Consider the following 13419-nt stretch of genomic DNA (forward strand, 5'->3'; position numbering starts at 1 on the left):
CCATCCGGCTGCGCTGCCTCAGTCGATATCGGTTTCTGCGTCGGCAATCTGCGGGAACAGCGTATCGACAAAACCGAACTGCGCCATGTCCTTCATCCGCATCGGATACAGGAAGCCCCACAGATGATCGCACTCGTGCTGGACCAGACGGGCATGAAAACCGTCGACGGTCCGGTCGATGCTGTCGCCATGCTGGTCGAAGCCCTGGTAGCGCACCTGTGCATAGCGCGGCACCAACCCGCGCAGTCCGGGCACCGACAGGCACCCTTCCCAGCCGTCTTCCATCGTCGCACCCATCGGCGTGACGGTCGGATTGATCAGCACCGTCGGCGGCACGATCTCGGCCTCCGGATAGCGCGGATTGAGCATGCCGGTGCCAAACACCACGACCTGCAGCGGCACGCCGATCTGCGGTGCCGCGAGGCCGGCGCCCGAGCGACTGTGCATGGTCTCCCACAAATCGGCGACCAGCAGTTCGAGCTCCGGCGTATTGAATGCCGTGACCGGTTCCGCCCTCGCCAGCAGGCCGGGTTCCCCCATCTTGAGTATCGAGTGCAAGGCCATTTTTCCTCCTCGTGGCAACAATGCATGACGCCTGAATAGTACGCCGTTGCCGGCGCGGACCACAAACTTTGACATGGAGCCAGTGACGGGCCAATTCAACACAAACCGCCATTATTGATTTGTATGACATCCCGGCGACGGTGCAAATCGGGAAATTTCCGTGCATTCATCCTGCAACCGGCACCCTGACGCCGGTTTTCCGCTTTCGCCATCCATCCTGTCCAGTTGCCCTACAAGCGGCAAGCGGGTACCGTTTACCTACCTAGCAGTTGCTTGAATTTTGTCCGCGCCGACGCGCGGCCACGACGGGTCGCCAGAACACCGCATGGAGGAGAAATCTATGAGTCACACGCTGCAAGCGTTTCACCGCCGGTCCATCGAGTCGCCGGATGCCTTCTGGGACGAGCAGGCACGCCGTATCGACTGGCACACGCCGTACCGGCAGGTACTCGACGACAGCCAGCCGCCGTTCCGGCGCTGGTTCGTCGATGGCACCACCAATCTGTGCCACAACGCGGTCGACCGCCATCTGGCCGAACGGGGCGACCAGGCAGCGCTGATCCATATCTCGACCGAGACCGGCGCCGAGCGCCAGTACAGCTACGCCGAACTGCACCGGGAAGTGAACCGTTGTGCCGCCGTGCTGAGCAAGCTCGGCGTCAGCAAGGGCGACCGCGTGCTGATCTACATGCCGATGATCCCGGAAGCGATCTTCGCCATGCTGGCGACCGTCCGTCTCGGCGCCATCCATTCGGTAGTCTTCGGCGGTTTTGCTTCGGCCAGCCTGGCGACACGCATCGATGATGCGCAGCCGAAGGTCATTTTCACCGCCGACGCCGGCATGCGCGGTGGCAAGCACATCCCGTACAAACCGCTGGTCGATGCCGCCATCGACCTGGCCGGGCACAAGCCCGAGCACGTGGTCATCGTCGAGCGCGGGCTGGACCCCGACATGCCGATCACCCAGTGCCGCGACCTGATCTACGCCACCCTGCTGGGCCGGCTGGAGCAGACCGAAGTCCCGTGCGAATGGGTCGAATCGAATCATCCGAGCTACATCCTGTACACCTCCGGCACCACCGGCAAGCCGAAGGGCGTCCAGCGCGACACCGGCGGCTACGCCGTCGCGCTGGCGGCGTCGATGGAAAACATCTACTGCGGCGCGCCGGGTGAAACCTTCTTCTGCACCTCGGACATCGGCTGGGTGGTCGGCCACTCGTATATCGTCTACGCGCCGTTGCTGCGCGGCATGACCACCATCGTCTACGAAGGCCTGCCGACCCGTCCCGACCCGGGCGTCTGGTGGTCCATCGTCGAGAAGTACCGCGTCAGCGTGATGTTCTCGGCGCCGACCGCGCTGCGCGCGCTGAAAAAGCAGGACCCGGCCTGGCTGAAAAAATACGACCTGTCCTCGCTGCGCTACCTGTTCATGGCCGGCGAGCCGCTCGACCAGCCAACCGCGGACTGGATCACGGCCGAACTCGGCGTGCCGGTGGTCGACAACTACTGGCAGACCGAAACCGGCTGGCCGATGCTGTCCGCCATGCCGGGCATCGAGAAGACGCCGCTGAAGAACGGCAGCCCGAGCTTCCCCGTCTACGGCTACAACGTGCAGTTGCTGAATGAAGTCACCGGCCAGCCGGTTGCTCGCGGCGAGAAAGGCGTGATTGCCGTGCTGCCGCCTCTGCCGCCCGGCTGTCTGAGCACGATCTGGCAGCAGGACGAACGCTATGTGAACACTTATTTCCACAGCTTCGGCGGCACGCTGGCGTATTCGAGCTTCGACTGGGGCACCCAGGACGAAGACGGCTATTTCTATGTGCTTGGCCGCACCGATGACGTGATCAACGTCGCCGGCCACCGCCTAGGCACCCGCGAGATCGAGGAAGCGGCCAGCAATCACAGCGCCATTGCCGAAGTAGCCGTGGTCGGCGTTGCCGACGCACTCAAGGGCCAGGTGCCGGTAGCGTTCGCCGTGCTGAAGGACCCGTCGCTGATCCACGACGATGCCCAGCGCGAGGCACTGGCGCGCGACGTGATCGCCATGGTCGGCCGGGAGCTGGGCGCCATCGCCAATCCGTCCGACGTGATGTTCGTCACCCAGTTGCCGAAGACCCGCTCCGGCAAGGTGCTGCGCCGCTCGATCCAGGCCATTGCCGAGGGCCGCGATCCGGGCGATCTGACCACGCTGGATGACCCGACCGGCCTCGACCAGGTCAGGCAGGCCGTGGCCGCCAGGCACGGCACCGACTGACGGCCTTGCGCCGGGCGCCGTTCAGCGCCCGGCGGTCGCCGCGGCCAGCCACTGCCGGCAGGCGGCCGCCGTCTTCAGCGGCCGGATGTCATCGAACAGACGGCCGGCTTCATCCGGCCAGCCGCTCGGCAGTCGCAGCAGTTTCAGCCACTGCTTCAGCCGGGCCGGCAGGTACTGGCCATCGGGATCGGCCGCATACAGCCGTTCGGCAAAGGCGGCGATCCGCACCAGCATGTCCGCCCACGGCAAGGGCTCGACCGCCTCACCATTCGCCGCCGCGCGGATCTGCCGCGCCAGGTCCGGCCGGGCCACCAGCCCGCGCCCGATCATCACGTCCTCGCAGCCGCTGACGGCGCGGATACGCCGCCAGTCGTCAACCGTCCACACTTCGCCATTGGCAATCACCGGTACCGATACCCGCTCGCGGATCCGCGCAATCCATTCCCAGTGCGCCGGCGGACGGTAGCCGTCAAGCTTGGTGCGGGCATGGACCGTGATCGCTGCCGCTCCGCCGTCTTCCAGCGCCTGTGCGCAGTCGAAGGTCAGCGAGGTATCGGCGAAGCCGAGCCGCATCTTGGCCGTCAGCGGCACGTTGGCCGGCAGCGCCTGCCGTACCGTGCCGACGATGCGCTGCATCAGCGCCGGCTCCTGCAGCAACGCCGCCCCGCCCCGGTGCTTGTTGACCGTCGGCGCCGGACAGCCGAAGTTCAGGTCAATGACCGGTGCGCCGAGCGATACCGCCCGCAAGGCGTTTTCCGCCAGCCGCTCCGGGTCCGAGCCCAGCAGTTGCAGCCGCACCGGCACACCGGCCCGGGTACGCCAGTCACCGGCATGCTCGGGCGCCAGCCGGCGGAAGGTCGGCCACGGCAGCGCGGAATCGGTCACGCGGACAAACTCGGTCACGCACCAGTCGACCCCGCCCATATCGGTGATCAGTTCGCGCATCGGCGCGTCGACGAGCCCCTCCATCGGGGCGAGAGCAATCTGCATGGTGGACGATCTGCGAATAGAGTCTGGCGGCGCGCGATTGTAACAGGCGGCCCCCGCCCCCCGTTCTTCCCTTTCGCTATATCGGGAAAAGGACTATCCGTGTATGAAGCACCCTGCCATTGATGAGGAGACTGACATGAGTGAATCCCCCCTTGCCACCCTGGCCGGCGGCTGCTTCTGGTGTCTGGAAGCCGTGTTCGCCGAGCTCGACGGCGTGCTGGCGGTCCATTCCGGCTATACCGGCGGCGAGGTCGAATCGCCCGGCTATCACGCCGTCTGCAGCGGCAGCACCGGTCATGCCGAGGCGGTCCGGATCGAGTTCGACCCGGAACGGATCGACTACCGCACCCTGCTCGACGTGTTTTTCGCCATCCACGACCCGACCACGCTGAACCGCCAGGGCTACGATATCGGCAGCCAGTACCGCTCGGCCATCTTCTGCCACGATGCCATTCAGCGCCGGGACGCCGAAGCCGCGATCGCCGAACTGGAAGCCAGCGGCAGTCTGGCCGATCCGGTGGTCACCGTCGTCGAAGCGGCCGGACCGTTCTGGCCGGCGGAAAGCGAGCACGACGGCTACTACGCCCGGCACCCGACCCAGCCGTACTGCCAGGCCATCATCGCACCCAAGCTGGCGAAGCTGCGCCAGCACTTTACCGCCCGTCTGAAGCCGGGCAATCCGGACGGCGGACGGCACGCCACGTAACTATTGGCGGATTTCCCGCAACAAGGTATCATTCGCTTTCTATGGCGGGTCTCCCCGCATGGCTAAACGGTGAATCTGGTCAGGTCCGGAAGGAAGCAGCCACAGTCGTTGATGCCAGTGCCGGGGGTTAGGCTCGCCACCTTTACGCCTGAGAATATCAAGTTTTTCTAATATTGCGAAATGATTTTATGAATAAAGGAACTTTGCAGGCAGTACATTGTCTTTTTTTCATGACGTCGTCTATCATCTGGGACAGATGACGCAATACGTAGTTTTACTTAATCTGCGTCGACAGTCCGGACGACGCGATTCGTCACTGCCCCCACCCTCGCGCCATACAAACACAACCGGGGGGGCACGATAGTGAACACGAGAGGAAAATCATGAAATTGTTCGAAAAAATCCCGAACCCACGGGAAATCCGCCGCAAACTTGGTCTGAACCAGCAAGAGTTCTGGAGCCGCATCGGCGTCACCCAGTCCGGTGGCTCCCGTTACGAGTCGGGCCGCAACATGCCGAAGCCGGTGCGTGAACTGCTGCGCCTGGTCCATATCGAGCAAATCGATCTGACCAAGGTCAAGCGTGAAGATTTCGAAATCATTGAATATCTGAAGGAAACGCACCCTGACCTGTACAAGAGCCTGAAGAAGGCAGTCAAGGCCAAGGTTGAAGGCACCGAAGCGGTCGCCGCTCAGTAAGACAGTCGTTCAATGAAAAATCCCTCGGTGCAGACCGAGGGATTTTTACTTTACGGATGATGCCAGCTCCCTATATTTCGCCGGACTACCGCCCATGAGGCACCCCTCCATCATGTCCGCTTGCTCACCTGCATTTCGACACGCAGGCCAGCCATCGAGGCCATATTCACTAGAGTATCGAGGCCGAACACATCAACCTTGCCGCGTGCGAGATCCGAGATGCGCGGTTGTGTCACGCCAAACACCCTGGCCGCTTGCGACTGGCTCAAATGAGCGCGCACGATGTAGTCCGCGAGCGCCGACATCAATACGGTGCGCAGCTTCACGCTTTCGGTTTCGGTCGCAGCCGTCACACCGGAATCGGCGGGCGCATCGAGAAGATCGCCTGGCGCCCCTGCTGCCGGCTCATCCAGCAGAAGGCTGTCCTGGCTCAGCGCAGCAAGCTTTACGGACAGGCCAATCTTTTCCTCGGCCTTGGCACGTGCGTGCTCCGACATGAAGTGAAGCAGATGATCGAGGCCGGATTTGTCACCGACTGTCACGAAGTCCTTGCTCCTGTTGACGAACACAACAGATTTCTTCCTTGCCTTCAGCAGCTCGATAACGTTGCTGAGTGTACCGGTGCTTTTGCAATCCCAGACCATCAGGCCGAAATCGCTGTTCCTGGCCATCTCCACGTCTTTCGCCGTGAAAAAGGCCCGTGTTCCAGCCCGGGCTTTCGACTGGACGCGATGCACAGGCCAGTCCGCGATGTTGTTGCGCGGTGCTTCTCCCGTGCAATAGACCGTGACCTTGCTGGCATGACAGGCGCGCAAGCATTCCTGGATGGACGTATCGGCACCATCGGCATCACCCACCACAACATTGAGATCCGACGAAACAATCTTGAGGATTCGGCCCTGCACTTTTTCATGCAGCCGGCTGATGGAAATTGATCCGGCAATGAACACTGTTGTCATGGTCTATTTCCAGGTAATCGCGGCTGCATAGATGTTCTTGATCTTTAGATAGGTACGTAACGCCTGACACACGGCGTCCATTGTTGCGCCGGTATCAAAGAGGTCATCGAGCAACAAGGCGTTCCAGCAACCTTCGTTCGTGATGCACTCATTGATACTGATCCGGCCCGACAAAGCGGCGTCCTTCTGCTCTCTGGTGTACAGGTTCTTGAGTGCAGGGCTGCCGGGCAGGGCCGGAGCTTTCACGATCATCTCGTCAAACACCCGGATATCCGTCAGCCGGCCGAGCGCATGGGCCAGCTCGTACACAGGTTGTCTGGCACGCACGATCGAGGCCGGCATCGGGACGATCAGCCCAATCTTGCCGAACAGGGGCAGGAGCGTCTCCCTGACTTGCGCGGCCAGCAGTTCGACTTGCTTCCAGTCACTTTGATACTTGAGTTTATAGAGGGCTTCACCGGGTTCCGACCGCGTGTTGTCAAAGCGATCGTGCCCCCACTCGTCCACCCCGAGATAGACACTCGAAAGTGTGTGCTTGTGCAGCGCATAGCCCGCATCCCAGCTGCCTTCGATTTTCTTGACCTGGACGTCCATATTCGCGGGGCTTCCTTTGCCGTAGCCGCTGGACCTTCACTCGGGCCGGGCCAGAAATCTTTGCGAAAACCATACAAAATTTTGTATTGATTCGCAAGCCCTGCCCATTTCCCGTGCACCGTCAATGCAGGCTTCCACGGCCAATCATCATCTCGGCCTCGCTCGTACCCAGTGATCATATCCAGCCCCGTGCGGAGCTTGCCGTTGCATCAGCGCATCCAGTGTCCCGCAGACCCAGACATCCTTTTCGATTTCCTGAACCGCCGCGTCAAGCGGGCTGCGCTCTCCACTGAACAGAAGTCTGCTCATACAAACAGGGCATGGCCCACTCCGAGTGGGCCATGGAGTTGAGTTGCGGTGTGCCGTCATGCCTGCCTGGCGTTTTGAGGCCAACGAAACAGCAAGCAGCGTATCCACTCACACATGGGTTATCTGCACATGTTGCCCATTGCTCCAGTTCCCCGGGGTCAGAACAGCCGGGGTGCATGGTGCCTGTCCGGCAAAGCGGCCCGCGTCAGCCCGCCGGCTGCAGACAGCCGATGCACTGTTCGACGTAACGACGCACTTCGGCGTCGGTTTCCAGCAGCGCGTCGATCGACTCGCCATGGCGACCGGCAAAACGCGACATCGCCTGCGCATTCAGCCGCGGAATGTCGCCAAAGCCGATCCGCCGCGACAGGAAGGCATCGACCGCGATCTCATTGGCGGCATTCAGCACGGCGGACGCGTCACCGCCTTCCGCCAGTGCATCGAAAGCCAGTTGCAGGCACGGAAAGCTGTCGCGGTCCGGTTGTTCAAACGTCAAACCGCCCAGCGCCATGAAATCGAGCGGCGCCACACCGGCCTCGAAGCGGTCCGGCCAGGCCAGCGCATGGGCGATCGGCGTTTTCATGTCCGGCGTGCCAAGCTGGGCCACCACCGAACCGTCGCGGTAGCGCACCATCGAATGAATCACGCTCTGCGGGTGGACCACCACTTCGATGCGTGACGGATCGGCATTGAACAGCCAGCGCGCCTCGATGACTTCCAGCCCCTTGTTCATCAGCGAGGCCGAGTCGACCGAAATCTTGCGCCCCATCACCCAGTTCGGGTGGGCAACCGCCTGCTCCGGCGTCACGGCCTCCAGTGCCGCCGCCGTATAGCCGCGGAACGGCCCGCCGGAGGCGGTCAGCACGATGCGCTCGACCCCGACCGCGTCAAGATCGCCACGGAAGCTGGCCGGCAGCGACTGGAAAATCGCATTGTGTTCGCTGTCGATCGCCAGCAGCACGCTGCCCGACTTGCGGACCGCATCCATGAACAGGCGCCCTGCCACCACCAGGCTTTCCTTGTTCGCCAGCAGGATGCGCTTGCCGGCGCGCACTGCCGCCAGCGTCGGCGGCAGGCCGGCAGCACCGACAATGGCCGCCATTACGGTATCGGTTTCCGGTGCGGCGGCGACCTCGGCCAGCGCAGCGGCGCCATGGCGGATGTCGATCGGCAGCCCGTCCAGCAGACCAGCCAGCGCATCCGCGGCGGCAGCGTCCGCCACCACGGCGACTGCCGGCCGGAACTGCCGGCACTGTCCGGCCAGCAGTGCGATCTGTCGATGCCCGGTCAGGGCGTGGATGGCAAATCGCTCCGGATGGCGGGCGATGACGTTGAGCGTGTTGACACCGATGGTGCCGGTCGAACCCAGAATGGTGAGGCGTTCAGTCATGTTCCTGCTGACTGCCGGTCAGACGCCGGCGAAATAACGCGCGGCACTGGCGACGGACAGTACCGCGATCAGGCTGTCGATCCGGTCGAGTACGCCGCCGTGTCCGGGCAGCAACTGGCTGGAGTCCTTGATGCCGGCGGCGCGCTTGAACCACGATTCCAGCAGGTCGCCGACAATGCTGACCGCCGTCAGCCCCCAGCCGATCAGCAGCCAGCACGGCAGCGACATCTCGATGTCGAACAGCCCGGACTGCCGGATCCACAGGGTATAAAGGGTAACGGCGACCACGGCGCCGGCCACGCCCTCCCAGCTCTTGCCGGGACTGATTGCCGGTGCCAGCTTGTGCCGGCCGAAGGCCTTGCCGCTGAAATAGGCGGCGGTATCGGCCAGCCAGACCAGCGCCATCAGCGCCAGCAACTGCCAGGCGGCATCGGCATTGGGTCGCCAGTCGAGAAACGCCAGCCAGGTCGGCATCAGCAGCGCCAGCCCGAGGGCGGCGGCCGCCAGCCGGTTTTTCAGCACCCAGCGTCGGGCCAGCCACAGCGGCGCCAGCACGAACCACAGCGCCAGCACGCCGGCATGCAGCGACGTGCCGATCATCGGCGTCGCCAGCCACACCCAGGCGGCCAGCACCAGCGCCGTGCCAAGCAGCAGCACATGCTGCCACGGCCGATAGGCGAACATGCGCCCCCATTCCCACAGGCCAAGCAGGGTGATCAGCAGCGTGAATGCCCCCCAGCCCGCCTCGCCAAGACCGAACAGCGCGCCCAGCATGACAGGCAGAAGCACGAGAGCGGTCAGAATCCGGGTGATAAGCATGAGTCAGGGGCGCTGCTGCGCGGGGGGAAGTTGCTCGCTGGTCCGGCCGAAGCGTCGTTCGCGGCGGTGATAGGACGCAATGGCAGCCTCGAACGCCAGGCGATCGAAGTCCGGCCACAGCGTGTCGGTAAAATAGAGCTCGGTGTAGGCCAGCTGCCACAGCAGGAAATTGCTGATCCGCCGCTCGCCGCCGGTGCGGATGAACAGATCGGGCTCCGGCGCGTACGACATGGACAGATACGGGGCCAGATCGGCCTCGGTCAGGGTCTGCGACGGATCGAAACCGGACTGCAGCAGTGCATTGGTGGCGCGCAGGATGTCCCAGCGGCCACCGTAGTCGGCACAGATGGTCAGTGTCAGGTCGCTGTTGCCGGCCGTCCGCGCCTCGGCCTGCTGGATGCGCTCCTGCAGGTCAGGGGAAAAGCGGGTCAGATTGCCGACGATGCGCAGCCGGATGCCGCGCTGGTGCAGCCGGTCGACCTCGCGTTCCAGCGCCTGCAGGAACAGGCCCATCAGGAAACTGACTTCTTCCGGCGGCCGGCGCCAGTTCTCGCTCGAAAACGCGAACAGCGTCAGGAAATCGATGCCGGATTCGCAGCAGAAGCGAACCGCCTCGCGTACGGCTTCCAGCCCGCGCTTGTGCCCCGCGACGCGGGGCAGCAGCCGTTTTTTCGCCCAGCGTCCGTTGCCATCCATGATGATGGCGACGTGGCGGGGCACGTCGCGGACTTCGGGAATCGTGAGGGTGCTGCTGTGCAAAGCCGTATCCTCAGATAGCCATCAGTTCTTTTTCTTTGTCGGCGAACGCCTTGTCGATCTCGGCGATGTACTTGTCGGTCAGCTTCTGGATTTCGTCCTGGGCGCGACGTTCCTCGTCTTCCGAAATCGACTTGTCCTTCAGCAGCGCCTTCAGGTCGTTGTTCGCATCACGGCGGACATTGCGCACGGCAACGCGGGCGTCCTCGGCCTCGCCCTTGACCACCTTGGTCAGATCGCGACGGCGCTCTTCGGTCAGTGCCGGCATCGGCACGCGGATCAGTTCGCCGCTGGAAACCGGGTTCAGGCCCAGGTCCGAGTCGCGGATGGCCTTTTCGATCTTGGCGGCCATGTTCTTTTCCCACGGCTGCACGCCGAGGGTACGCGCATCGACCAGCGTCACGTTCGCGACCTGGCTGATCGAGGTGGCGGCGCCGTAGTAGTCGACGGTCACCTGGTCGAGGATGCCGGTGTGGGCACGGCCGGTACGGACCTTGCCCAGGTTGTTCTTGAACGCTTCCAGCGACTTCTGCATCTTGCTGTCTGCGGTTTTCTTGACGTCGTTGATCATGACAACTCCGGGGGGAAAGCGGTTTTTCGTTGCGTCAGAATGGAACGGCGGAACGGCGTCGAACGCCGTTCCGCCGTATCGGGCTGAATTTTGTCAGCAGTGTACCAGCGTGCCTTCGTCCTCGCCAAGCACCACGCGCTTCAGCGCGCCGCTCTTGAAGATGCTGAACACCTTGATATTGAGTTTCTGGTCACGGCACAGCGCCAGCGCCGTCGCGTCCATCACCTTGAGGTTCTTGATGATGGCTTCGTCGAAGGTCAGCGACTGGTAGCGCACCGCTTCCGGGTTCTTCTTCGGATCATCGGTATACACGCCGTCGACCTTGGTCGCCTTCAGCATGATGTCGACGTTCATTTCCATGCCGCGCAGCGCTGCAGCGGTGTCGGTGGTGAAGAACGGGTTGCCGGTGCCGGCGGCAAAGATGACGATCTTGGACTCTTCCAGATACTGCATGGCCTTGCCGCGCACGTACGGCTCGGCAATCTGCTGCATGGTCAGCGCCGACTGCACGCGGGCAGTCAGCCCGGCACGGGTCATCGCATCCTTCAGCGCCAGCGCGTTCATCACCGTGGCCAGCATGCCCATATAGTCGGCCGTGGCCCGGTCCATGCCGCTTGCCGCGCTCGACACGCCGCGGAAGATATTGCCGCCACCGATAACGATGCCGATCTGCACGCCGAGTTCGGCGATTTCCTTCACCTGCGCGACGATGCCGTCGATCACCCCGCGATTGATGCCGTAGGCATCATCCCCCATCAGGGCTTCCCCCGAGAGTTTCAACAGGATGCGTTTATAGGCAGTGGCTTGGGTCATCGGGGGTCCTTGGCGGGTTTCATCATCGAGCAAGATATATCCACTTGGGCATAAAGCCAAATGCACATAGCTTGGCGGACGGCGGTCGAAAAAAGGCGCCCCCTCGGGGGCGCTTGGCGGCGGTCGAACGACCGGCCGCAAACGGCCGGATCGTCACGACGTCACATTACGCCTTGGCAGCAGCGGCGGCAGCGGCCACTTCAGCAGCGTAGTCTTCCTTCTTCTTCTCGATACCTTCGCCAACCACGAACATGGTGAACGCATTGACTTCGGCCTTCTGCTCGGCGAGCAGCTTTTCGACGGTCTGGTCCGGGTTCTTCACGAACGGCTGACCCACCAGCGTCACTTCGGCCAGGTACTTGGTCACGCGGCCTTCAACCATCTTGGCGACGATGTCGGCCGGCTTGCCCGACTGGGCAGCCTGTTCGGTGTAGATGCGGCGTTCGGTTTCCAGCAGCTCGGCCGGCACCTGGGCCTTGCTGACGCAGACCGGCTTCGAGGCGGCGATGTGCATGGCGATGTCGCGACCCAGCGCTTCGCTGCCGTTCAGGTCGACGATCACGCCGATCTTGGTGCCGTGCAGGTAGGTTGCCAGCTGGCCGGCGGTGTTGAAGCGCACGAAGCGGCGAACGGTGATGTTCTCGCCCAGCTTCGAGATCAGTGCCTTGCGGACTTCCTCGAGCGAACCCTGGGCGGTCGCGACATTGCCCAGCGCGTCGACATCGGCGGCGTCGCTGTTGGCAGCGGCTTCGGCAGCCAGTCTGGTGAAGGCGACAAAGCCGTCATCCTTGGCGACGAAGTCGGTTTCGCAGTTCACTTCGACCAGCGCACCCTTTTTGCCATCGGCGGCAACGAAGGTCGCCACGGCGCCTTCGGCAGCCACGCGGCCAGCCAGCTTGCCGGCCTTCGCACCCGACTTGATGCGCAGGATTTCTTCAGCCTTGGCGGCATCGCCGTCGGCTTCCACGAGCGCCTTCTTGCATTCCATCATGCCCAGACCGGTGGCGGCACGCAGATCGGCAACCATCTTCGCGGTAATATCAGCCATTGTTGACTCCTGTATTCAGTACATGACGTCACAGCCCGGCTGTGGCGTCGATCATTCTTTGGACAGCCGGCACGGACTCGAAAAAAGGGGCAAGAGGCCCCTTTTTTCAGACGGTGCCGATATGAATTACTCGGCGGCCGGCACTTCGGCGGCAGCAACGATCTCCTGGATCGATTGCGCACGGCCTTCCAGCACGGCGTCAGCGATGCCGCGAGCATACAGGCGAATGGCGCGAGCCGAGTCGTCGTTGCCCGGAACCACGTAATCAACGCCATCCGGATTGTTGTTGGTGTCGACGATGCCGATGACCGGGATGCCCAGCTTCTGCGCTTCGACCAGGGTACCCTTCTGGTAGCCGGTGTCGATGATGAAGATTGCGTCCGGCAGACCCTTCATGTCCTTGATGCCGCCCAGGCTGCGTTCGAGCTTCTCGACTTCACGTTGCAGGTCGAGCAGTTCCTTCTTGTTGTAACCCGATTGCTCGGCGTCACCCAGCAGGGCCAGCTTGTCTTCCAGGCGCTTGATCGACTGCTTGACCGTCTTGTAGTTGGTCAGCATGCCGCCGAGCCAGCGGTAGTCGACGAACGGCATGCCGGCGCGGGAAGCTTCTTCACGCACGATTTCGCGGGCAGCGCGCTTGGTGCCGACGAACAGGACCTGGCCCTTGTTGGCGGCGAGGCGGCGAACGTAGTTCTGCGCTTCGACGAACAGCGGAAGGGTCTTTTCCAGGTTGATGATGTGGATCTTGTTGCGGCTGCCGAAAATGTACTGAGCCATCTTCGGGTTCCAGAAACGGGTCTGGTGGCCGAAGTGAACGCCGGCTTCCAGCATTTGGCGCATGGTGACTTGAGTCGACATGGTGCTGTGTTGTCCTTAAAGGGTTAGACCACGATTCGCGCGCTGTAACCGCCTGTGCGGCACCCTTATGGCGCGAGTGTGCGAAATTTG

14 protein-coding genes and 1 other RNA gene are annotated in these 13419 nt (G+C 62.9%); 4 read left to right on the plus strand and 11 right to left on the minus strand.

Annotated elements, in window-relative coordinates; all coding sequences use genetic code 11:
* Nucleotides 1–18 precede the first annotated feature (18 nt).
* A complete protein-coding gene (locus Q352_RS0107355) occupies nucleotides 19–564 on the minus strand; it encodes a peptide deformylase (protein WP_028498791.1) in 546 nt (181 codons plus the stop codon).
* A gap of 340 nt (nucleotides 565–904) precedes the next feature.
* Here Q352_RS0107355 and Q352_RS0107360 point away from each other — a divergent pair, with 340 nt between their 5' ends.
* Nucleotides 905–2818 carry a propionate--CoA ligase gene (locus tag Q352_RS0107360; protein ID WP_028498792.1) on the plus strand — a complete coding sequence of 638 codons (1914 nt, stop codon included), beginning with the start codon at nucleotides 905–907 and terminating at the stop codon, nucleotides 2816–2818.
* A 21-nt stretch (nucleotides 2819–2839) separates the two neighbouring features.
* Here the strand turns inward: Q352_RS0107360 and Q352_RS0107365 are convergent, their stop codons facing one another.
* Nucleotides 2840–3808 carry a tRNA dihydrouridine synthase gene (locus tag Q352_RS0107365; protein WP_028498793.1) on the minus strand — a complete coding sequence of 323 codons (969 nt, stop codon included), beginning with the start codon at nucleotides 3806–3808 and terminating at the stop codon, nucleotides 2840–2842.
* Between the two features lie 136 nt (nucleotides 3809–3944).
* On the opposite strand from Q352_RS0107365, the gene msrA reads away from it, so the two are divergent.
* The 3 genes from msrA to Q352_RS0107375 all read left to right on the plus strand — a co-directional run bounded on the left by msrA (nucleotide 3945) and on the right by Q352_RS0107375 (nucleotide 5212).
* Nucleotides 3945–4514 carry a peptide-methionine (S)-S-oxide reductase MsrA gene (gene msrA, locus Q352_RS0107370; RefSeq protein WP_028498794.1) on the plus strand — a complete coding sequence of 190 codons (570 nt, stop codon included), beginning with the start codon at nucleotides 3945–3947 and terminating at the stop codon, nucleotides 4512–4514.
* 43 nt (nucleotides 4515–4557) lie between these two features.
* Nucleotides 4558–4655, plus strand: an RNA gene (gene ffs, locus Q352_RS22740) — signal recognition particle sRNA small type.
* Nucleotides 4656–4897: 242 nt separating this feature from the next.
* A complete protein-coding gene (locus Q352_RS0107375) occupies nucleotides 4898–5212 on the plus strand; it encodes a helix-turn-helix domain-containing protein (RefSeq protein WP_028498795.1) in 315 nt (104 codons plus the stop codon).
* A 110-nt stretch (nucleotides 5213–5322) separates the two neighbouring features.
* Here the strand turns inward: Q352_RS0107375 and Q352_RS0107380 are convergent, their stop codons facing one another.
* The 9 genes from Q352_RS0107380 to rpsB all read right to left on the minus strand — a co-directional run bounded on the left by Q352_RS0107380 (nucleotide 5323) and on the right by rpsB (nucleotide 13329).
* A complete protein-coding gene (locus tag Q352_RS0107380) occupies nucleotides 5323–6171 on the minus strand; it encodes a helix-turn-helix domain-containing protein (RefSeq protein WP_028498796.1) in 849 nt (282 codons plus the stop codon).
* 3 nt (nucleotides 6172–6174) lie between these two features.
* Entirely contained in the window at nucleotides 6175–6765 is a 591-nt protein-coding gene (locus tag Q352_RS0107385; RefSeq protein WP_028498797.1) for a ComF family protein, read from the minus strand.
* A gap of 514 nt (nucleotides 6766–7279) precedes the next feature.
* Nucleotides 7280–8464 (minus strand): 1-deoxy-D-xylulose-5-phosphate reductoisomerase, encoded by a 1185-nt coding sequence (gene ispC, locus Q352_RS0107390; RefSeq protein ID WP_028498798.1) that lies wholly within the window; start codon nucleotides 8462–8464, stop codon nucleotides 7280–7282.
* 18 nt (nucleotides 8465–8482) lie between these two features.
* Nucleotides 8483–9283, minus strand: coding sequence for a phosphatidate cytidylyltransferase (locus Q352_RS0107395; protein WP_028498799.1), 801 nt, complete (start codon nucleotides 9281–9283; stop codon nucleotides 8483–8485).
* 3 nt (nucleotides 9284–9286) lie between these two features.
* Nucleotides 9287–10042 carry a polyprenyl diphosphate synthase gene (gene uppS, locus Q352_RS0107400; RefSeq protein WP_028498800.1) on the minus strand — a complete coding sequence of 252 codons (756 nt, stop codon included), beginning with the start codon at nucleotides 10040–10042 and terminating at the stop codon, nucleotides 9287–9289.
* Nucleotides 10043–10052: 10 nt separating this feature from the next.
* Nucleotides 10053–10610 carry a ribosome recycling factor gene (frr, locus tag Q352_RS0107405; RefSeq protein ID WP_028498801.1) on the minus strand — a complete coding sequence of 186 codons (558 nt, stop codon included), beginning with the start codon at nucleotides 10608–10610 and terminating at the stop codon, nucleotides 10053–10055.
* A 93-nt stretch (nucleotides 10611–10703) separates the two neighbouring features.
* The gene (gene pyrH / locus Q352_RS0107410; protein ID WP_028498802.1) at nucleotides 10704–11423 is read right to left on the minus strand and encodes a UMP kinase; all 720 of its coding nucleotides are present in this window, start codon (nucleotides 11421–11423) and stop codon (nucleotides 10704–10706) included.
* Between the two features lie 166 nt (nucleotides 11424–11589).
* Entirely contained in the window at nucleotides 11590–12471 is an 882-nt protein-coding gene (gene tsf, locus Q352_RS0107415) for a translation elongation factor Ts (RefSeq protein ID WP_028498803.1), read from the minus strand.
* Nucleotides 12472–12597: 126 nt separating this feature from the next.
* Nucleotides 12598–13329 carry a 30S ribosomal protein S2 gene (gene rpsB, locus Q352_RS0107420; RefSeq protein WP_028498804.1) on the minus strand — a complete coding sequence of 244 codons (732 nt, stop codon included), beginning with the start codon at nucleotides 13327–13329 and terminating at the stop codon, nucleotides 12598–12600.
* Nucleotides 13330–13419: the final 90 nt, after the last annotated feature.

The organism is Microvirgula aerodenitrificans DSM 15089 (assembly GCF_000620105.1).
Classification (GTDB): domain Bacteria; phylum Pseudomonadota; class Gammaproteobacteria; order Burkholderiales; family Aquaspirillaceae; genus Microvirgula; species Microvirgula aerodenitrificans.

Bases quoted from the DNA above. Each gene is read 5' to 3' on its own strand.
- Q352_RS0107380 (WP_028498796.1), bottom strand. From the start codon at position 6,171: ATGACAACAGTGTTCATTGCCGGATCAATTTCCATCAGCCGGCTGCAT.
- Q352_RS0107360 (WP_028498792.1), top strand. From the start codon at position 905: ATGAGTCACACGCTGCAAGCGTTTCACCGCCGGTCCATCGAGTCGCCG.
- rpsB (WP_028498804.1), bottom strand. From the start codon at position 13,329: ATGTCGACTCAAGTCACCATGCGCCAAATGCTGGAAGCCGGCGTTCAC.
- Q352_RS0107385 (WP_028498797.1), bottom strand. From the start codon at position 6,765: ATGGACGTCCAGGTCAAGAAAATCGAAGGCAGCTGGGATGCGGGCTAT.
- Q352_RS0107375 (WP_028498795.1), top strand. From the start codon at position 4,898: ATGAAATTGTTCGAAAAAATCCCGAACCCACGGGAAATCCGCCGCAAA.
- Q352_RS0107365 (WP_028498793.1), bottom strand. From the start codon at position 3,808: ATGCAGATTGCTCTCGCCCCGATGGAGGGGCTCGTCGACGCGCCGATG.
- pyrH (WP_028498802.1), bottom strand. From the start codon at position 11,423: ATGACCCAAGCCACTGCCTATAAACGCATCCTGTTGAAACTCTCGGGG.
- tsf (WP_028498803.1), bottom strand. From the start codon at position 12,471: ATGGCTGATATTACCGCGAAGATGGTTGCCGATCTGCGTGCCGCCACC.
- Q352_RS0107395 (WP_028498799.1), bottom strand. From the start codon at position 9,283: ATGCTTATCACCCGGATTCTGACCGCTCTCGTGCTTCTGCCTGTCATG.
- Q352_RS0107355 (WP_028498791.1), bottom strand. From the start codon at position 564: ATGGCCTTGCACTCGATACTCAAGATGGGGGAACCCGGCCTGCTGGCG.
- ispC (WP_028498798.1), bottom strand. From the start codon at position 8,464: ATGACTGAACGCCTCACCATTCTGGGTTCGACCGGCACCATCGGTGTC.
- msrA (WP_028498794.1), top strand. From the start codon at position 3,945: ATGAGTGAATCCCCCCTTGCCACCCTGGCCGGCGGCTGCTTCTGGTGT.
- frr (WP_028498801.1), bottom strand. From the start codon at position 10,610: ATGATCAACGACGTCAAGAAAACCGCAGACAGCAAGATGCAGAAGTCG.